A 20,063-nucleotide genomic window follows, 5' to 3' on the forward strand; every position below is an offset into this window, starting at 1 on the left:
CCCGGTGCCCGTCTCGGCGCCCGCCCCCGCCCCCGTGCCTTCCGCCGGCGGCTGCTGCGACGCCTGCCGCAGTTGCAGGGCGTGCAACTCCTCGACCAGGGCGGGGGAGAAGCCGGTGTCGCCGATCAGCCGCGGCGAGGACCCGGTCAGGTCGTGGACGACCAGTCCGTCGGCGTGCACCAGCGGCAGTACGTGCTGCACGACCGCGGCGACCACGTCCTGGGTGTTGAGCGCGCGGACCAGCGCCGCGTTGAGGTCCGCGACCTGCCGGCCGCGCTCGGCGGCCGCCTGTTCCGCGCGCCGCCGCTCGGTCGTGTCGGACATCTGGATCGACACGAAACCGCCGATCTCCACCGCCCTGACCAGGTACGACGCCCTGCCGTGCGGGGGTGTGCGCTCGACGTCGACCTCCAGGGTGGCCCCGGAGCCGGGCGCGGCCCTGGCCCGGTCGAGGAGTTCGGGCAGCCCGCGGTCGCGCAGCATCGGCTCGGCCTCCCATGGGGTACGGCCGATGAGCTCCTCGCCGTCGCCCCCGCCGAGTTCGCGCGCGGTCAGGTTCGCCCACTGCACCCGGTTGTCGGCGGCCACTACGTAGATCGGGTCCGGGTTGAGCTCCAACAGCCCGGCAAGCCACTCCAGTTGGTTGCGGCGCGCGGTGACGTTCCACACGGTGCCGACCATCCGCACCGCCCGGCCGCTCTCGTCGCGCTCGCACGCGGCCCGCAGCTCAAGCCAGTTGACCCGCCCGGCGTCGTCCAGGACGCGGTACTCCACCGCGTACGGCCGGCCGTCGGCCAGCGACTCCTCGATCGCCTCCTGCACCCCGGGCCGGTCGTCGGGGTGGATGCGCTCCATCCACGTCTCGATCCGGTGGTCCCAGGCGTTCGGGTCGAGGCCGGCCAACTCCAGCAGGCCCGCGGTGACTTCGTCGATGTCGAGCAGCCCGCTGTCCAGCTCCCAGCTCCACGTCCCGACGCTGATCTGCCGCATCACCTGCCCGCCGATGACCTGCGGCTCCTGCCACCACGGGGTGGTGCCGCTGCGCCACCGCCGGGCGACCGGCAGCCGTACGCCCACCAGCGCCGCCACATCGGCGAGGAACCGCTTCCGGTCGGGCGCGGGTTCGCGCTCCGTGAGCACCGACAGCACGCCCACGGAGGAGCCGTCCACCAGGATCGGCGCGGACAGCAGGCCGCACACGCGCAGGCCGGGCGGTACGCCGTTCGTGCCGCTCCTGCCGTTCGCGGGCCCGCGCCGATCGCGGCCGGTGGGGCGCCCCGCCGGGTGCCCTGCGGGGTGGCCGCCGACCTCGGCCTCAGCAGTGCCGGGGTGACCCGGGGTGTGCGGGCGCGGCTCGTCGGGCCAGCGCGGCGACCACTGCACCTGCCGCCGGTCCATCGCGCGTACGGGCGCGAGGCGGTGGTCGTCGACCCGCTCCCAGGCGCGCGCCACCGGGTCGGGTACGCCGCCGGCCGCCGCCAGGCGGAGCGTGCCGTGCTCTCGGCCGGCCAGGTGCGCCAGGCCGCCGAGCCCGCCCAGCGCGGCGACGCACTGCTGCACCGCGAGCCGCAGGACGTCCGCCTCACCCAACCCCTCCGCGGCATCCAGCACCGCCAGCCGCAGCGCGTCGGTGGCACCGGCCGGTGCGACGTCGTCGCCGTGTCCGGGACCGCTCATCGCCACACCCGCCTCAGCTTCCTCGGAACTGCCGCGCCCGGCGTCCGGCACCCAGGCCGTTCCGCCGCTGATGGTCACGTTACGTGGCGGCCGCTGTATTCTCACGGCGCCACGGCGCCCGGACCGGCACGCGAACGCCCACCGGCGCCCCGGGACGCCGGCTTCCGCCGCAGGTCGGCGCGGTGCGAACAGGTGCGGAGCGCGGCGTGCGGGCCGCGGCCGGGCGGCGGGAGGGCGCGCCACGCACCGTGCCTCCCCGTCCGCCGCCACCTGGGCCATCCGGCTGAGGGCCGGGCGCGGGGCATGGCCGACGAGCGGCCGCGGGCGTTACCCGCCGGCGCCGCGCTCATCCGTCGCCGGAAGGGGGCTGTCCGGGGGCATCGCCGGTCGGCGCCGTGTCCGTCCGGCGCCGTGTCCGTCCGGCGGCGGTCCGTCCGGCGGCGGTCCGGCCTGCGGCGGTCCGGCCTGCGGCCTCGATGCGGGGGTCGACGAGCATGCCGCGAACCGCGGCGGTGGCGGGCCGGGCGTCATGGACCGGCCGATGGGCGGTACGCAGGGAGGGCGGGGCCCATGCCCCGCGGCTCGGCGCTCGACACGGGAGGTGCCCCCGAACGGGTCGGGGGCACCGTTGGGCCGATCCGGTGGGCGGGATCTGCCGGGGCAGGCCGCGGCGGGGCGCTGCTACGCGCCCGCGTTCCCCAGCGTCAGGTTCCAGGACGTCGGCGCGGGGTCCTGGAGGTGGCCGTCGACCGGGGCCGCGCCGGTCGGGCCGACGTCGTCGTAGGGGAAGGCGTAGCCGATCGAGGCGTACTGGTGGACCAGCCGGGCGTAGTGGTTGGTCACCGGGTCCTGGTAGTACGCGGACGGGGTGACGCCGTCGGGCTGGTTGTCGCCGCCGGGGACCAGCAGCGAACTGCGGTTGAGGGCTGCGGCCAGGCGGGCCGCGACGGCGCCGCGGGCGTCCGAACCGGAGTTGTAGAGCGGTCCGCCGGCGCAGCCGAAGATGTCCACGGCGCTGGGCCTGGTGAACGGCACCCCGTTGTCGTTCAGCCCGGCGAAGACGAACGCGTCACCGGACACCGGGCCGGAGTAAGTGCCGGAGCTGCCCTGGGCGTTGATGGTCAGCGGGGTCGAGGCGTAGTGGCTCCAGACCGCGTCGAGGTAGGGGTCCCAGTAGCCGCCGAAGTCGGTCGGGGAGTGGGACGGGGCGAGCACCCGCAGCGGCGCGCCGCCGGAGTTGGTGGCGACCAGCTGGTCCCAGGGGGCGCCGTCGGCCGCGTGCTGGGCCTGTAGCCCGGAGATGATCGAGGCGAGCGCGCCGTCCGGCAGCGGGCTCACCGACTGGTTGCCGCTCGCGCCGGTGCTGGCCATCGCGATCGGCAGGGCGACCATGTCCACGTAGCTGATGTTGGCGTAGAGGTTGGCGCTGTTGTAGGTGAACTCGGCGAACGTCCACTGGGTCTGCCAGTTGGGGTCGGTGCTGGTGAACCCGGGCTGCACCAGGCCCGGTACGCCGCCGGGGTTGACGAAGAACTGGATACGGTCGTCGATCGAGAACCAGACGCGCCCGCCGATCACGTACTCCTGGAGGGTGACCGTGGTCGCCGCCGAGCCCGAACCGCCCAGCGGGATCGCGTAGTCGGGGACGGGGGTGACCGGCGACGAGGGGTTGGACAGCCGGTTGAAGGCGCCGTCGGCGCCGACGAAGCCCGGCCAGCCGGAGTCGTCGGAGCCGCTGATGTAGGCGTAGACGGTGTTGCTGCCCGACCTGTTCGCGAGCGAGACCGGCAGCGAGACACCGGCGGCGGACGCGCGGGGCGCGAGGACGGCGAAGCCCGCCGCGGAACTCGCCGCCGCGGCAAGGCCGGTGGTGCCGACCGCCTTGACGAAGGATCGTCGAGAGAGCACGTACTCCTCCTGCGGGATGGGGGGCGCGGGTGGTGCGGCCGCACCACCCGCGTACCCGTCGGTAGGAATGTGGTCCTCCACTATTGGCCTGAACCAACGGCGGGGACAAGGGGGTTGGGCGATCATGTCCGGCGGGATGCCGGGATCGCACCCGACCCGGCGGGCCCCTCCGGGGAGGAGCCCGCCGGGGAAGGTTCGGCGCCGGAGCGGCACCGGCGGTGAGCGGCCGGGGGCCGGCTGCCGCTACTGCGAAACGCGCACGTAGTCGACCAGCATCTTCTGCGGGAAGACGGAGGTGGCGTCAGGGGCTCCGGGCCAGTCACCGCCCACCGCGTTGTTGAGGATGATGTAGAACGGGTGGTCGTAGATCCAAGGGCCCCTGGTCTGCTCCAGGTTGGCCTTGTCCACGGTGAAGAAGGCGTTGCCGTCCACCGAGAACGTCATGTGGCCGGAGTCCCAGTCCAGCGCGTAGGTGTGGTAGTCCGTGGCGAAGTCGCTGCCGGCCACGGTGTACGGCGAGCCGTCGCCGTTGCCGCCGTTGTACGCCGGTGCGTGCAGCGTCGAGTAGACCGCGTCCGGCACGCTGCCGACGTGCTCCATGATGTCGATCTCACCGCACTGCGGCCACGGCGTGCCGGTCTTGAAGTTCGAGCCCAGCAGCCAGAACGCCGGCCACAAACCCTGCGTGCCGCTCACCTTGATCCGGGCCTCCACGTGCCCGTAGGTGAAGTTGAAGTGGTCCGAGGTGTTGATCCGGCCCGAGGTGTACCCGGTCGAGGTCTTGTCCGCCTCGATCACCAGGTTGCCGTTGCCGTCCATCTTGGTGTTGTCGCCGTTGGTGTACGTCTCCAGCTCGCCGTTCTGCCCGTTGCCGGGGTCCTGGCTCCACTTCGAGGAGTCCGGCTCGCTGCCCGCCGGTCCGTCGAACTCGTCGTCGAAGACGACCTTCTCGGGGTTGCCCGGGTTCGGCGGCGCGGCCGGCGGCGCCGTCGGGTCGCCACCGGTGCCGTACACGTCGAAGTCGTACAGCGAGTAGCCGTAGCCGTTGCTGCGCGCGGTGCCGTACATCCGCACGTAGCGGCCGGTGCCGTCGACGTCCAGGGTCTCCTTGAACCCCTTGCCGGTGGTGGTCGAGTAGATGCTCGTCCAGTTGGTGCCGTCTGCGGAGGTCTGGATCTGGTACGAGGTCGCGTACGCCGGGTCCCACTGCAGGACCACCTGGGTGATGTGCGCGGTCGCGCCCAGGTCCACCTGGATCCAGCCGGGGTCCACCCAGCCGGTCACGTCGCTGGTCGCCCAGCGGGTGGCCGGGTCGTGGTCGAACGCCTTCGCCGGGGTGCAGCCGCCGCAGTTCCCGTCGTCCTGGTACGAGGAGGCGGTGGCGGGCTTGCCGTACGAGAGCAGCGTCGCGTCGCCGGGCGGGGGAGTGGTGCCCCCGTCACCGCCACCGGCGGTGCCGTGCACCTGGAACTCCCACAGCGACACGCCGTACTGGGTGGCGCGCTGTGTCGTATACAGCCGGACATAGCGCCCGGAACCGTTTACGGAAACCGTCTCCGTGCCGCCCTTGCCGGTGGTGGTCGAGTAGGCGCTCGTCCAGTTGGTGCCGTCTGCGGAGGTCTGGATCTGGTACGCCTTCGCGTACGCGGCCTCCCAGTTGAGGGTGACCGAGTCGAGCGTCGCGGTGGCGCCGAGGTCGACCTGGAGCCACTGCGGGTCGGATGCGGCGCTGGACCAGCGGGTGCCGTTGTCGCCGTCCACCGCGGCGGAGGCCGGGGTGCCGACGTTCTCGGTCGAGGAGGCCGTGGCCGGCTTCCCCTGCGACAGCAGCGTGCCCGCGGCCCGCGCCGGGGTCTGGGTGATCGCCAGTGCGAAGGCGGCGACCAGCGCCGCGACACACGCGAAGATGAGGGAACGGGAAAAACGTCTGGGGGTGGGTCCGGGCAGATGTGGGGGGTTGCCAGTCACGACCTTCTCCTGGATGTCGCGGGTGAGAGAGCGCTCTCTGAATGTTGTGATGATTACGGCGCTGTTGCTGACCCGTCAAGAAAGTGAACGAGATTGGTGCCGTTGGCAGTTGATGTGTCCAAGACCTTGACGCGGCGCGCCGGAGGGATGTCCGGCCGAACCCGGACCGCTGCGCCGAAGGCCCGGCGGAGATCCGGGGGCCGGCGGCCGCCCGCGCGCCATGACCTGCCCGGGTGGAGATCGACCCTAGGCTGACCCGGCAGCAGTGAGATCGCCGAGAGCGGGAAAGGGCACGGGATGCCCGACGTACCAGAACCGATGGTCAAGCTGGTCCGCTGGACCGCGGAGCCGGCGGTCACACAGATCCTCCGGTCCACGGCCGCGGCCGTCATCTCCTACCTCGTCGCGATCTGGTTGCTGCCGCATCCGGTCCCGCTGACCGCGCCGCTCACCGCCCTGCTGGTGGTCCAGGTCACCCTCTACTCCACCTTCCTGACCAGCATCCAGCGGGTCAACGCGGTCGTGGTCGGCGTGGTCATCGCGATCGCCTTCAGCTCGCTGGTCGGGCTGAGCTGGTGGAGTCTCGGTCTGATCATCCTCACCGCGCTGCTCGTCGGGCGGGTGGTGCGGGTGGGGGACTTCGAGGCGGAGGTGGCGATCTCCGCGATGCTGGTGCTCGGCGTCACCAAGGTGGGCAGCGCCGCCTGGGACCGTATCTACGAGACGCTGATCGGCGCCGCGGTCGGCCTGCTGTTCAACCTGCTGTTCGCCCCACCGGTGTGGGTACAGTCCGCGGGCGGGTCGATCGAGGAGATGGCGCACCGGATGGGCGGGCTCTTCCGCGACATCGGCGGGCAGGTCGCCGGGCACCTGTCGGTCGAGCGCGCGGCGGCCCGGCTGCACGAGGCGCGCGAGGTCGACCACGACATCACCGAGGTGGACGCGTCGCTGCGGCAGGCCGAGGACAGCCTGCGGTTCAACCCCCGGGTGCGCGAGGGGCTGCTGTCCCGGGTGGTGCTGCGCACCGGGCTGGACACCCTGGAGATCTGCGCGGTGGTGCTGCGGGTGCTCTCGCGCACGCTCACCGACCTGGCCAAGAAACGCACCGGTGAACCGCTCTTCCCGGACGAGATCGGCCGCGAGCTGGAGCGGCTGTTCGACCATGTGGCGGGCGCTGTCGAGAGCTTCGCGGTGCTGATCACCACCCAGGTATCGGCGAACGCGCAGACCGCCGAGGAGCGGCTCGCGGAGGCGCTCTCCGACGCCGCGCTGGTCCGGGACCGGGTGGCGGACCTGCTGCTGGCCGGGGTGCAGTCGCATCCGCGGCAGTGGCAGTTGCACGGGGCGCTGCTCGCGGAGGTGGACCGCATCCTGGACGAACTCGCCGTGGAGAAGCGCTCCGAGCGGCTGGTGGAGGAACTGGACCGGCAGTCCGGCGAGATGAGCGAGCGGCATCCGCGGCTGGCGATGATGCGGCGCCGGCTCAGCGGGAAGAGCGCGGTGCTACGCGCATCGTCCCCGGTACGGGCCGCGTTCCGCAGGCAGTTCGGCGAGGACGACTGAACCGGAGACGCGCATCGGGCACGACTGGAAGGACATCAGACTATGGGCGCAGCACCTCCCGTCGAGGCAGTAGCAGCTCTGGAGCAGCTGTTGGGTCCGGTCACCTGCGATCTGCTCAGTGATCGGCGAGGCTCCCGTGCTTGGAAGGTCATGGGTTCCCGGGGCACTGCGGCGTTGAAGGCCAACAACCCCGAGGCCGCGTCTGGACGTGACAAAGCCGTGGAGTTGGCCCAGGAGGACCGGCACCTGCTCGCCCTCGCCGACGCGGGCGCCCTCAGTCCCGGGTACCGGGTCGATGCCGGCGGATGGGAGGGCGGCCGGTGGCTGGCGGTCCGTTGGATCGACGGAACCCCCCTGTGGAACTCGATGGCCCTGGCACGCGGCCCCGAGGGCGCCCACGCCTCGGTGCGGCCGTGGCTTCTGGGCATCGCCCGAACCTGGGTGGGACAGCTTGAACGGTTGCACGCCGCCGGTTGGGCCCACGCCGACGTGCAGCCCACCAACGCCCTCGTCACTGCCGACGGCCGCGCCTCCATCTTCGACTTTGCCCTGTCGTGCGGGCCCGAGCTGACGGGTCGTCTTCCGTACCGGGGCGCCTTGACCCACACCACCGCTCCCGAGATCGCCGACGCCCTCCTGACCACCCCCACAGACACCCACATCCAGGCCCGACCGCCGGCCGACATCTGGGGACTGGGCGCATCCCTGTTCTGGTGCTGGACCGGACACCGCCCCGTGCCCTACGCCGACGACATCCCGCGGACGGACAAGTTGAGGGCCATCGCCGCCGGGAAGCGCCTCCAATTCGATGACGCCCGGCCGTGGTCCTTCCCCGTCTTCGAGGCGATCATCACTGCGTGCATGGCACCGGTCGCCGACGAGCGGCCCGCCGCCGACCTGGTCGCCCTCATCGAGGAGGCCCGGTGATCACGCTGCGGGGCCTGGTCCCCGGCGACGTCTTGGCCGTACAAAGGATCTACAGCGGCGCTTCCGTCACCTTCACCCGCGGCCACCCCATGACCATCGCGGAGACAACCGCCTATGTCGCCACCGCTATGACCCAGGCCCGGGTGAGCCCCCGCGTACGGTGGTGTTTCGGTGTCGCCGCCGGTGATGACCTGGTCGGGGTGATCAAGTTCCGGGACCGTGGCGCTGGTCACGCCACCTTGAGCTACATCTTGCGGGAAGACAGTTGGGGGCGCGGGTACGGCACCGCCGCCGTCCGGCAGGTCATCGCGTACGCGTTCACCGCCACCCGTCTGGACCGGCTGAGCGCCAAGCATCACCCCGACAACCCCGCCTCCGGTCGCGTGCTGGCCAAGGCCGGGTTCACCCGCACCACCGGCTTTCAGGGGCGGGTGGACGGTGCACCGGTGACCTACCCGGTCTACGAGATCCACCGCACCCGGATGGGACTGACGCCGTCTACTGCCGTGGTGAGCGGCTGACGCTTGCCCCGGTCGCGGTTGCGCTACGTCGTGCGGGCGAGCGGCCCCGGCGTGACGCTGTCCGCCTGCCCGGCCTGCGCGCCGCACCTTGCCTCCGGCCCCTCCCGGCAGAGCGCACCCCGCCGACACGCGGCTGACGCCGTATCGCAGGGGTCCTCGCCCTCCGTTTGCAGGTCGTAAGGCCCCGTACCGGTCTCTCACCACCGGTCGGGGCCCTTCAACGTATGGATGTCGCGGGCGGGTGGTTCAACTTCCGTTGCCCGCAGGCGAATCGTTGCTGTCACAAGGATAGACGGCGCCGTAGCGCGTCTGTAACACTCTGCCAGCACGTACGCAAATTATGAGCAGATCCACGATTGATCTGCATGGGAACAGTGCAACTTCAATGGCTCGATCCGCACGTTTCGGATTGTGCAGTCAGTGAGTCTCCTTCATCCGGACCACGACACAGAGGGACGCCATGAGACCCAAGCGCTCCATTCCACGGCTGGTGGCGGGGGTGACCGCGGCCGGCCTGCTCCTGTTGGGCGTTCAGGCCATCCCCGCCACCGCCGCGGGGGGATCGAACGCGGTCGCGGGTAGGACCGCCGCGGCCAGCAGTACCGACGGGAGCAACACCGCCGCCCACCTGAACGACGGCAACCAGGGCACGTACTGGGAGAGTTCGGGCAAGGCTCTCCCGCAGTGGGCCCAGATCGACCTCGGCAAGGACAAGGTCGTCGACCAGATCCAGCTCAAGGTGCCCGCCTCCTGGAGCAAGCGCAGCGAGACCATGTCGTTGCAGGGCAGCGAGGACGGGGTCGGCTTCGAGACGCTGGTCAGCTCCGCGAAGTACACCTTCGACCCGGGCAAGGACAACACGGTCAAGGTGTCCTTCCCGGCGCAGAAGGCCCGCTACGTACGGGCCGAGGTGTCGGCGAACACGGCCGGAAAGACCGCGCAGCTCTCGGAGTTGACCGTGCGTGCGGCCGCCGCCTCCACGGACAACCTCGCCGCGGGCCGCCCGACCGCCGAGTCGAGCCACAACGACGTCTACCCGTCCGGCAACGCGGTCGACGGCGACGCGAACACCTACTGGGAGAGCGCCAACAACGCCTTCCCGCAATGGCTCCGGGTGGACCTGGGCAGCGCGGTTCCGGTGAACAAGGTCGTGCTGAAGCTGCCGCCGGCCACCTCGTGGGCCGCCCGTACCGAGACGCTGGCGGTGCAGGGCAGCACGGACGGCAGCACCTTCTCCGACATCGTCGCCTCGGCCGGCTACAACTTCGACCCGGCCGCCGGCAACACGGTGACGATCACCTTCGACTCGACCACGACCCGCTACGTCCGGCTGAACGTCACCGGCAACACCGGCTGGGCCGCGGGCCAGATCTCCGAGTTCGAGGTGTACGGGCCGACCACCGGCGACACCCAGGCGCCCTCCGCGCCGACCGACCTCGCCTACACACAACCGGCTTCGGGCCAGATCAAGCTGACCTGGAGCGCTTCCACCGACAACGTCGGTGTCACCGGGTACGACATCTACGCCAACGGCACCCTGCGCAGTTCGGTGGCCGGCAACGTGCTGACGTACACCGACAGCCAGCCCGACACGGCCACCGTGGTGTACACCGTCAAGGCGCACGACGCGGCCGGCAACCAGTCCGCGGCCAGCAACAGCGTGACGCGCACCGGCACTTCGGGCGACACCCAGCCCCCGTCGGCGCCGACCAACCTGGCCTACACGCTGCCGGCCCCGGGCCAGATCAAGCTGACCTGGAGCGCGGCGAGCGACAATGTCGCGGTCACCGGCTACGAGGTGTTCCGCAACGGCACCAAGGCCGCCACCACCGCGGGCGACACCCTCAGCTACACCGACAGCCAGCCGGACACCGCCACCGTCACGTACTACGTACGGGCCGTGGACGCGGCCGGCAACGAGTCGGCGAACAGCAACACGGTGACCCGTAACGGCACTTCACCCACCGACGGCACCAACCAGGCCGTCGGCAAGCCGATCACGGCCTCCTCCACGGTGCAGAACTTCGTCGCCACGAACGCCAACGACGACGACACCAGCACCTACTGGGAGGGTACCGGCACCAGTTCGCTGACGATCAAGCTCGGTGCGAACGTGGACACCAGCCAGGTCGTGGTGAAGCTCAACCCGTCCAGCGCCTGGGGCGCGCGCACCCAGACCATCGAGATCGACGGCCGCGAGCAGTCCGCGACCGACTTCAGCCAGATCTCGGCGGCCAAGCAGTACAGCTTCGACCCGGCCACCGGCAACAGCGTGACCATCCCGGTCACCGCGCGGGTCGCCGACGTGCGGCTGACCTTCAGCAACAACTCCGGTGCGGGCGGCGGCCAGGCGGCCGAGGTCCAGGTCATCGGGGTGCCCGGGCCCAACCCGGACCTGACGGTGAGCGCGCTGACCGCGTCTCCGGCCGCCCCGGTGGAGACCGACCCGATCACGCTGAGCGCCACGGTGCAGAACATCGGCACCAACGCCGCACCGGCGACCAACGTCAACTTCTACCTGGGCACCACCAAGGTCGGTACCGCGAACGTCGGTGCCCTGGCGGCCGGTGGCAGCACCACCGCCACGGCGAACATCGGCGCCGAGAACTCCGGCAGCTACCAGCTCACCGCGAAGGTCGACGAGGCCAACCTGGTGATCGAGCAGAACAAGACCAACAACAACTACACCGCGCCGAACCCGCTGGTGGTCAAGCCGGTCGACAGCTCCGACCTGCTGCCGGTGACCGCCTGGTCGCCGGGCAACCCGTCCGCGGGCCAGAACACCAACTTCACGGTGGCGATCAAGAACCAGGGCACTATCGCCTCGGCCTCCGGCGCGCACGCCATCACCGTGTCGGTCATCGACACGACCAGCGGCAGCGTGGTGAAGACCCTCACCGGCTCCTACAGCGGTGCGATCGCCGTCGGCGCCACCACCGCCCCGGTGAGCCTGGGCAGTTGGACGGCAGTCAACGGCAAGTACACGGTGAAGACGGTCGTCGCGGTCGACGCCGACGAGGTGCCGATCAAGCAGGCCAACAACACCGACAACCAGTCCTTCTTCGTGGGCCGCGGCGCCAACATGCCGTACGACGCCTACGAGGCGGAGGACGGCGTGATCGGCGGCGGCGCGACGGTCCTCGGGCCGAACCGCACCATCGGCGACCCGGCCGGCGAGGCGTCCGGCCGGCAGGCCGTGCACCTGGGCGGCAACGGCCAGTACGTGCAGTGGACCACCCGCGCGGACACCAACACGCTGGTCACCCGCTTCAACATCCCCGACGGCACCGACTCCACCTCGCTGGACGTCTACGTCGACGGGACCCTGCTGAAGACGATCAGCCTGACCTCGAAGTACGAGTGGCTGTACGGCGACGAGGCGAGCCCCACCAAGTCGGCCGGCTCCGGCGGCCCGCGGCACATCTACGACGAGGCGAACGTACTGCTCGGCACCACCGTGCCGGCCGGTCACACCATCAGGTTGCAGAAGGACGCGGCGAACACCGCGGCCTACTACAACATCGACTACATCGACCTGGAGCAGGTCACCGCGACGCCGAACCCCGACGCGACGAAGTACGTCGTACCGGCCGGCTTCACCCAACAGGACGTGCAGAACGCGCTGGACACCGCGCGGCAGGACACCACCAAGCTCGGTGTCTACCTGCCCGCCGGCACCTACCAGGTGTCCAGCAAGTTCAACGTCTACGGGCGGGCGGTCAAGGTGATCGGCGCGGGCCCGTGGCTCACGCAGTTCACCACGCCGCAGACCCAGTCGGACACCGACGGCGGCTTCACGGTGCAGAGCACCGCGGACGGTTCGACCTTCACCGGGTTCGCCTTCTTCGGCAACTACACCAGCCGGATCGACGGTCCGGGCAAGGTCTTCGACCTCAGCGGAGTGTCCGACCTGACCATCGACAACCTGTGGGTCGAGCACATGATCTGCGGGGTGTGGGCGACGAACGTCGACGACTCGCACTTCACGAACCTGCGCATCCGGGACACCTTCGCGGACGGCGTCAACCTGACCAACGGCTCCACCGGCAACACGATCAGCAACGACGAGGCGCGGTCCACCGGCGACGACAGCTTCGCGCTGTTCCCGGCGATCGACAACCACAACGAGCAGGAGACCGGCAACACCTTCTCCAACCTCAGCGTGCAGACCGTGTGGCGCGCCGCGGGCCTCGCGGTCTACGGCGGTGGCGGCAACACCTTCAGCAACCTCTACATCGCCGACAGCCTCACCTACCCGGGTGTGACGATCGGGTCGCTGGCCTTCGGCGGCATCCCCGCCCTGGGCTTCGAGTCCTCGCCGCAGACGAACTTCTCCAACATCACGCTGGCCAGGGACGGCGGCCACTTCTGGGGCGCGCAGACCTTCCCGGGACTGTGGATCTACTCGGCGGAGTTCAAGCTGCAGGGCCTGCGACTCAGCGACATCGACATCAGCGACCCGACCTACTCCGGCGTGATGTTCCAGACCAAGTGGAACGGCAGCACGCCGCTCAACCCGATCACGGACACCACCATCACCGACCTGTCGGTGACCGGCGCGCACAAGAGCGGTGACACCTACGACGCGAAGTCCGGCTTCGGTCTGTGGGCGAACCCGCAGCCGGAAGCGGGCCAGGGCCCGGCCGACGGATCGGTGACGATCAACGGACTGACCGAGAGCGACAACGCGGTGGACATCGAGAACACCACGTCCACCTTCACCATCGACGTCAACAACTGAGCGCGGAAGCCCGGTTGACGGCGTGAGAGGAGGGATCGACAGCGAGGAGAGCTGAACGCGCCCGGGGCGTGCCCGCGTTCGAACCATGAATGCGGGCACGCCCTGTGCGTGGCGGGTGCGCCCGGGCGGCGGGCCGGGCGGGAACAATGCGAGGACTGCGGGGATTTCCCTCGGTGGAAGCACCATGGAATCACCTTCGACAAGCCGCTGGAGCACTTGATGAACACCGCTGAAGTCCTCGCCGACGCCTACGGCCGTATCCAGGAGGTCGTGCACTCCGCCGTCGACGGCCTGACCGCCGAGGAACTGGCCGTACGCCTGGACGAGGAGGCCAACTCGGTCGGCTGGCTGGTCTGGCACCTCGCCCGGGTCCAGGACGACCACATCGCCGACGTGGCCGGCCGTGAACAGGTCTGGACCGCCGACGGCTGGGACAAACGCTTCGACCTGCCCTTCCCCACCGGCTCGATCGGCTACGGCCACAGCGCCGCGCAGGCCGGCCAGGTCGAGGTCGCCGAACCGGCACTGCTCATCGGGTACTACGACGCCGTGCACGCGGCCACCGTCGACTACCTGGGCGGCCTGACCGACGGCGACCTCGACCAGGTCGTCGACGAGCGCTGGGACCCGCCGGTCACCCTCGGGGTCCGCCTGATCAGCGTGATCGGCGACGACCTCCAGCACGCCGGCCAGGCCGCCCTCATCCGGGGCGTCCTGCTGCGCCGCCGCTAGGCCGTTCGCGCCAGACACCGCGGGCCCCGCCCGGCGGGCGGACGACGCTCCTTCCAAAACACTGCCTCCCCGTCAACTCGCCGTCGAGCCCTGGCCGGAGGGGAGCGCGCCCCCTCGTGTGCGCGCTCCCCGCACCCCATCGGCGCCCTCGAACCGCCCTGCAAGGCGGCTACCCCCGGTGATAGAGTTACTTAACCTAAGTTAACTAACTGCTCTCCGGCTGGGGTGTGACCGCCGCATGGCGACCGAAGAAGACTCGACGGCACGAATACAGCGGCGTCCCCCGCGTATCTCCGCCGACCATCCGCACTACAAGTGGGTGGCGCTGTCCAACACGACGCTCGGCATGCTCATCGCCACGATCAACTCCTCGATCGTGCTCATCTCACTGCCCGCGATCTTCAACGGCATCCACCTCGACCCTCTCCAACCCGGCAACGTGAGCTACCTGCTGTGGATGCTGATGGGCTACATGCTCGTCACCGCGGTCCTGGTGGTCACCCTCGGCCGGCTCGGAGACATCCTCGGCCGGGTCAAGATCTACAACGCGGGCTTCCTGATCTTCACCATCACCTCGGTGATCCTCTCCGTCGACCCGATGCACGGCGGCGGCGGCGCCCTGTGGCTGATCGGCTGGCGCGTCGCCCAGGCGGTCGGCGGCTCCATGCTGATGGCCAACTCCGCGGCGATCATCACCGACGCCTTCCCGGCCCGGCAGCGCGGCATGGCGCTCGGCGTCAACATGGTGGCCGGCATTGCCGCTTCCTTCATCGGCCTGGTGCTCGGCGGCCTGCTCGCCGAGTGGAACTGGCGCTCCATCTTCTGGGTGAACGTCCCGATCGGCCTGATCGGCACCGTGTGGGCCTACCGCTCCCTGCACGACACCGGCGTCCGCCGCCCCGCGAAGATGGACTGGTGGGGCAACATCACCTTCGCCGTCGGCCTGACCGCGCTGCTCGCCGGCATCACCTACGGCATCCAGCCCTACGGCGGCCACACCATGGGCTGGACCAACCCCTGGGTGCTGGCCGGGTTGATCGGCGGCGTCGTGCTGCTCGTCGCCTTCTGCCTGATCGAGTCGCGCGTCGCCGAGCCGATGTTCCCGCTCGAACTCTTCCGCAACGCGGCCTTCGCCGGCGGCAACGCGGCCACCCTGCTCGGCTCCATCGCCCGCGGCGGCCTCCAGTTCATGCTGATCATCTGGCTCCAGGGCATCTGGCTGCCGCTGCACGGCTACAACTACGCCGACACCCCGCTGTGGGCGGGCATCTACCTGCTGCCGCTGACCGTCGGCTTCCTGGCCGCCGGTCCCGTCGCGGGCGCGCTCTCCGACCGCTACGGCGCCCGGCTGTTCGCCTCCGCGGGCTTCGTGGTGATGGCCGGTTCCTTCGCCGGACTGCTGCTCATCCCGACGAACTTCAGCTACTGGGTCTTCGCGCTCGTGGTCTTCCTCAACGGCCTCGGCGGCGGCCTGTTCGCCGCACCCAACACCTCGATCATCATGGCGAGCGTGCCCGCCGAATCCCGAGGCGCCGCCTCCGGCATGCGGGCCACCTTCCAGAACGCCGGCATGGTGCTGTCCATCGGCGTGTTCTTCTCGCTCATGGTGGCCGGGCTGGCCCGCTCGCTGCCGAACACCCTCAGCACCGGGCTGATGGCCCAGGGAGTGCCGTCGGCCAACGCCCACCAGGTGGCGAACCTGCCCCCGGTCGGCACCCTGTTCGCCGCGTTCCTCGGGTACAACCCGATCCAGCAGCTGCTCGGCCCCGACCTGCTCGGCAAGCTGCCCAAGGGGAACGCGCACACGCTCACCGGACGGGAGTTCTTCCCGCATCTGATCTCCGGGCCCTTCCACGACGGCCTGGTCGTGGTGTTCGCCCTCGCGATCGTGATGTCCTTGGTCGCGGCGGGTGCGTCCCTGATCCGCGCGCGCAAGGTTCCCGAGAAGCAGGGCTGACACGTACGACCGAAGGAGGCGTCCCCGACATGACCGAGCACGACGGGCGCGGGGGCGCCTCACCGGCCGCCGTCGCACTGATCGTCGCCCGCCTGTACCGCCAGCTCGCGCAGGCGTCGGCGGACGACCTCAACCTGACCTACGCGCAGCTTTCGGCGCTCGCCAGGATCGAGCAGTTCGGGCCGATCCGGCTCGGTGAACTCGCCGCGCGCGAGCAGGTCGCCGCGCCGACCCTCACGCGTACGGTGCGGCCGCTGGCCGAGGCCGGGCTCATCGGGAAGGAGCCCGATCCCAGCGACGGGCGTTCCTCGCTGGTGAGCATCCACGGGGAGGGCCGCGCCCTGCTCGACCGTATCCGGCGCGAACGATCGGAGCTGCTGGCCCGGCGCATGGGCCGGCTCACGCCGGAACAACGCGAGACGTTGAGCGCGGCGTTGCCGGTGCTGGAGCTACTCCTCACGGAAGTGGCCCCACCCGACAACTCGCCCGGCTGAGCACCGTCAGGGGCCTTGCGGTCCGCTGTGGCTTGTCGCGCAGTTCTCCCCCTGGCTTCGCCGGGAGGTGCCCCCAGCGCCCCTGAGTCTGCGTACGTGCGGCTCGCTCCGTGCTTGACGCGGGCAGAGCCGCAGCAACCCGGGGGTCAGGGCACCCGGGAGCTGCCCGGCTCCAAAGGGGGCGCGGAGAAGCCGCAGTTCGCGGTGCACTGCGGTTCCACGTTGTCGGCGTCACCCTCGGAGAGCACCGTATGGGAGGGGACGAGGAAGGCGGCGAGGGCGGCGCCGCCCGCGCACAGGCCCGCACAGATCACCATCGCCTTGCCGAACGCGGCATTGACCGCGTGCGGCGAGGTGTACGCGTTGTCGGACAGCCCGATGGCCAGCGGCAGGGCGGCGACGACGAGGAGTTGGGCGACCCGGGCCGCCGCGTTGTTGACGCCGCTGGCCACCCCGGCGTGGTCCACCTCGACCGAGGCGAGGACGGTGGCGGTCAACGGCGCCACGAACAGGCTCATACCGAGGCCCTGCACCACGACCGCGGGCAGCACGTCCAGCAGGTAGGAGGAGGAGCCCGGCGAGATCCGGGTGAGCAGCAGCATGCCCGCGGCGGCGAGCAGCGGCCCCACCGTGAGCGGCCGGCGCGGCCCGATCCGCTGGGCGAGCGCTCCCGCGGGCGCGGAGAACAGCAGCATCAGCACCGTGACCGGCAGCGTCGCCAGGCCCGCGCGCAGCGCGCTGTACCCGGCGGCGACCTGCAACTGCACCGGCAGCAGGAAGAACACCCCGCCGATCGCCGCGTACAGACACAGCGTCACCAGGTTCATCGCGGTGAACAGCCGGGAGGAGAAGATGTACAGCGGCAACATCGGGTGCGTCCTGACCCGTTCGGTGCGCAGGAACGCCACTCCGCACAGCACCCCGGCGAGCACCGGCAGTCCCACCGACAGCGGCGAGGGATGGCTCGACGCGCTGATCAGCGCGTAGGTGATCCCGGCCAGGCACAGCGCGGCCAGCGCCGCCCCGGCGATGTCGAAGGACCCGGACGCGTTACGGTCCCGGCTCTCCGGCACGTGCCGCACCGCGATCGCCACGACCAGCGCGCCCAGCGGCACGTTGATGAAGAAGATCCACCGCCAGCCCGGCCCGTCCACCAGCCAACCGCCCAGGAACGGCCCGACCGCGCCCGCCACCCCGCCCAGACCCGACCACGCGCCGACCGCCTTCGCCCGGTCCTCCGGCCGGAAGGTGGACTGCACCAGCGCCAGCGAACCCGGCGTCAACAGCGCGCCGCCCACGCCCTGCAGGGCCCGGGAGGCGATCAGCATGGTGCTGTCCTGCGCGATCCCGCACAGCGCGGACGCCAGCGCGAACCACACCACGCCGACCGTGAACACCCGCCGCCGCCCGTACCGGTCGCCGAGCCCGCCGCCGAGCAGGATCAGCCCGGCCAGCGTCAGCAGGTAGCCGTTGACCGTCCACTGCAAGGTGGCCAGTGACGCGCCCAGGTCCTCGCCCAGCCGCGGCAACGCGATGTTGACGATCGTGCCGTCCAGCATCGCCATGCCCGAGCCGAGCACCGAGCAGGCCAGTACCCACCGCCCGGTGCGGGACGCCAGCCGTACACCGTCCGATGCCGGCAGCCCAGCCGTGGCCATCGTCTCCGCCTCTCCCGCGCGCCGGGTGTCTGCCCTGCGCCGCCCGCCCCGTCCGGCAGCCGCCCGCCGGCACCTGTCGAAGCGTCACCATCTTAAGGACCGCGGGGCGGATACGGGCCGTGCGGCGAGGCCGTGTCGGCCCGGCGGGGCGACACGTGAGAATAGGCGGGCAGGGCAGGCCACCCACCACGACAGCCAGCAGCGAGAAGGAGTGCAGGATGCCGCACGAGCGTGCCGGAACACCCGCCCGGCCGGAGGACCTGGTCGACGTACCCCGCCTGGTCACCGCGTACTACGCCCTGCACCCGGATCCGGGCGAGCCCGGGCAACGGGTGGCGTTCGGTACCTCCGGTCACCGCGGCTCGGCGCTGGACACGGCGTTCAACGAGGACCACATCGCCGCGACCAGCCAGGCCATCTGCGAGTACCGCGGCGCGCAGGGCACCGACGGCCCGCTGTTCCTCGGCGCCGACACGCACGCGCTGTCCGAGCCCGCCCGGGTCACCGCGCTGGAGGTCTTCGCCGCGAACGGCGTGACCGTCCTGATCGACGCCGCCGACGGCTTCACCCCGACCCCGGCCGTCTCGCACGCGATCCTGACGTACAACCGGGGGCGTACCACCGGACTTGCGGACGGCGTCGTCGTCACCCCCTCGCACAACCCGCCCCGCGACGGCGGCTTCAAGTACAACCCGCCCACCGGCGGTCCGGCCGGCTCCGACGCCACCGGCTGGATCCAGGACCGCGCCAACGCGGCGATCGCGGACGGGCTGCGCGAGGTGCGCCGCATCCCCTACGCCCGCGCGCTGGCCGCCGACACCACCGGCCGGTACGACTTCCTGGGCGGGTACGTCGACGACCTGCCGCACGTCCTCGACCTGGACGCGGTGCGCCGCGCGGGCGTACGCATCGGCGCCGACCCGCTCGGCGGCGCCTCGGTCGGCTACTGGGGCGCGATCGGCGAACGCCACGGCCTGGACCTCACCGTGGTCAACCCGTACGCCGACCCGACCTGGCGGTTCATGACGCTCGACTGGGACGGCAAGATCCGGATGGACTGCTCCTCGCCGTACGCGATGGCGTCGCTGATCGCCCGCAAGGACGAGTACGCCGTCGCCACCGGCAACGACGCGGACGCCGACCGGCACGGCATCGTCACCCCCGACGGCGGCCTGATGAACCCCAACCACTACCTGGCGGTGGCGATCGACTACCTCGCCGGGCACCGCGAGCAGTGGGGCGAGGACCTGGCCATCGGCAAGACCCTGGTCTCCTCGTCGATGATCGACAAGGTGGTGGCCGGCCTCGGCCGCACCCTCACCGAAGTCCCGGTCGGCTTCAAGTGGTTCGTGGACGGGCTGCTCGGCGGCACCCTCGCCTTCGGCGGCGAGGAGTCCGCGGGCGCGTCCTTCCTGCGCCGCGACGGCAGCGTGTGGACCACCGACAAGGACGGCATCCTGCTGGCGCTGCTCGCCGCCGAGATCACTGCGGTCACCGGCCGCAGCCCCTCCGAGCACTACGCCGACCTCACCGCGAAGTTCGGCGCGCCCGCCTACGCCCGGATCGACGCGCCCGCCGACCGCGAGCAGAAGGCCGTCCTGGCCAAGCTCTCGCCCGACCAGGTGCCCGCCCGTGAACTGGCCGGCGAGCCGGTCACCGCCGTGCTCACCGAGGCACCCGGCAACGGCGCCCCGCTCGGCGGCATCAAGGTCTGCACCGACAGCGCCTGGTTCGCCGCGCGCCCGTCGGGCACCGAGGACGTCTACAAGGTCTACGCCGAGTCGTTCCAGGGCCCGGAGCACCTGGCCCGGGTGCAGGACGAGGCCAAGGCGATGGTCTCGGGAGCGCTCGGCGCCTGACGGCTGACGGCTGACGGTGGCAGGACGGCAGGGCGGAAGGGCGGCCCGGGCGTGTGTG

12 protein-coding genes are annotated in these 20,063 nt (G+C 71.0%); 8 read left to right on the top strand and 4 right to left on the bottom strand.

The genetic code is table 11. The annotated features are described in order from the left end of the window. The 3 genes from AC13HU_RS08915 to AC13HU_RS08925 form a co-directional block, all read right to left on the bottom strand. Positions 1 to 1,755: PAS domain-containing protein (locus AC13HU_RS08915; protein WP_483041229.1), on the bottom strand; the 1,755-nt coding region annotated here is incomplete at its 3' end. A 603-nt stretch (positions 1,756 to 2,358) separates the two neighbouring features. Beyond that, positions 2,359 to 3,585 (bottom strand): beta-1,3-glucanase family protein, encoded by a 1,227-nt coding sequence (locus tag AC13HU_RS08920; RefSeq protein WP_483041230.1) that lies wholly within the window; start codon positions 3,583 to 3,585, stop codon positions 2,359 to 2,361. Positions 3,586 to 3,828: 243 nt separating this feature from the next. Beyond that, a complete protein-coding gene (locus AC13HU_RS08925) occupies positions 3,829 to 5,553 on the bottom strand; it encodes a discoidin domain-containing protein (protein ID WP_483041231.1) in 1,725 nt (574 codons plus the stop codon). Positions 5,554 to 5,850: 297 nt separating this feature from the next. On the opposite strand from AC13HU_RS08925, the gene AC13HU_RS08930 reads away from it, so the two are divergent. From AC13HU_RS08930 to AC13HU_RS08960, 7 genes are all read left to right on the top strand, one after another. Beyond that, on the top strand, positions 5,851 to 7,116 hold the full coding sequence (locus AC13HU_RS08930) for an FUSC family protein (protein ID WP_483041232.1): 1,266 nt from the start codon (positions 5,851 to 5,853) through the stop codon (positions 7,114 to 7,116). 150 nt (positions 7,117 to 7,266) lie between these two features. Then, on the top strand, positions 7,267 to 8,043 hold the full coding sequence (locus tag AC13HU_RS08935) for a protein kinase family protein (protein WP_483041233.1): 777 nt from the start codon (positions 7,267 to 7,269) through the stop codon (positions 8,041 to 8,043). Then, positions 8,040 to 8,564, top strand: coding sequence for a GNAT family N-acetyltransferase (locus tag AC13HU_RS08940; RefSeq protein ID WP_483041234.1), 525 nt, complete (start codon positions 8,040 to 8,042; stop codon positions 8,562 to 8,564). The genes AC13HU_RS08935 and AC13HU_RS08940 overlap by 4 nt, the downstream gene beginning before the upstream one ends. 460 nt (positions 8,565 to 9,024) lie before the next feature. Then, positions 9,025 to 13,305, top strand: coding sequence for a discoidin domain-containing protein (locus AC13HU_RS08945; RefSeq protein ID WP_483041235.1), 4,281 nt, complete (start codon positions 9,025 to 9,027; stop codon positions 13,303 to 13,305). Between the two features lie 219 nt (positions 13,306 to 13,524). Further along, positions 13,525 to 14,037 carry a mycothiol transferase gene (locus AC13HU_RS08950; RefSeq protein WP_483041236.1) on the top strand — a complete coding sequence of 171 codons (513 nt, stop codon included), beginning with the start codon at positions 13,525 to 13,527 and terminating at the stop codon, positions 14,035 to 14,037. 238 nt (positions 14,038 to 14,275) lie between these two features. Next, on the top strand, positions 14,276 to 15,994 hold the full coding sequence (locus AC13HU_RS08955; RefSeq protein WP_483041237.1) for an MFS transporter: 1,719 nt from the start codon (positions 14,276 to 14,278) through the stop codon (positions 15,992 to 15,994). A 29-nt stretch (positions 15,995 to 16,023) separates the two neighbouring features. Next, on the top strand, positions 16,024 to 16,488 hold the full coding sequence (locus AC13HU_RS08960) for a MarR family winged helix-turn-helix transcriptional regulator (RefSeq protein WP_483041238.1): 465 nt from the start codon (positions 16,024 to 16,026) through the stop codon (positions 16,486 to 16,488). Positions 16,489 to 16,634: 146 nt separating this feature from the next. On the opposite strand, the gene AC13HU_RS08965 is transcribed toward AC13HU_RS08960, so the two are convergent. Continuing rightward, a complete protein-coding gene (locus AC13HU_RS08965; protein ID WP_483041239.1) occupies positions 16,635 to 18,146 on the bottom strand; it encodes a DHA2 family efflux MFS transporter permease subunit in 1,512 nt (503 codons plus the stop codon). A gap of 218 nt (positions 18,147 to 18,364) precedes the next feature. Between AC13HU_RS08965 and pgm the strand changes: the two genes are divergently transcribed. Beyond that, positions 18,365 to 20,005 (top strand): phosphoglucomutase (alpha-D-glucose-1,6-bisphosphate-dependent), encoded by a 1,641-nt coding sequence (gene pgm / locus AC13HU_RS08970; protein WP_483041240.1) that lies wholly within the window; start codon positions 18,365 to 18,367, stop codon positions 20,003 to 20,005. The last annotated feature ends 58 nt before the right edge of the window (positions 20,006 to 20,063 follow it).

This window comes from Streptomyces sp. NH27, from assembly GCF_056859195.1.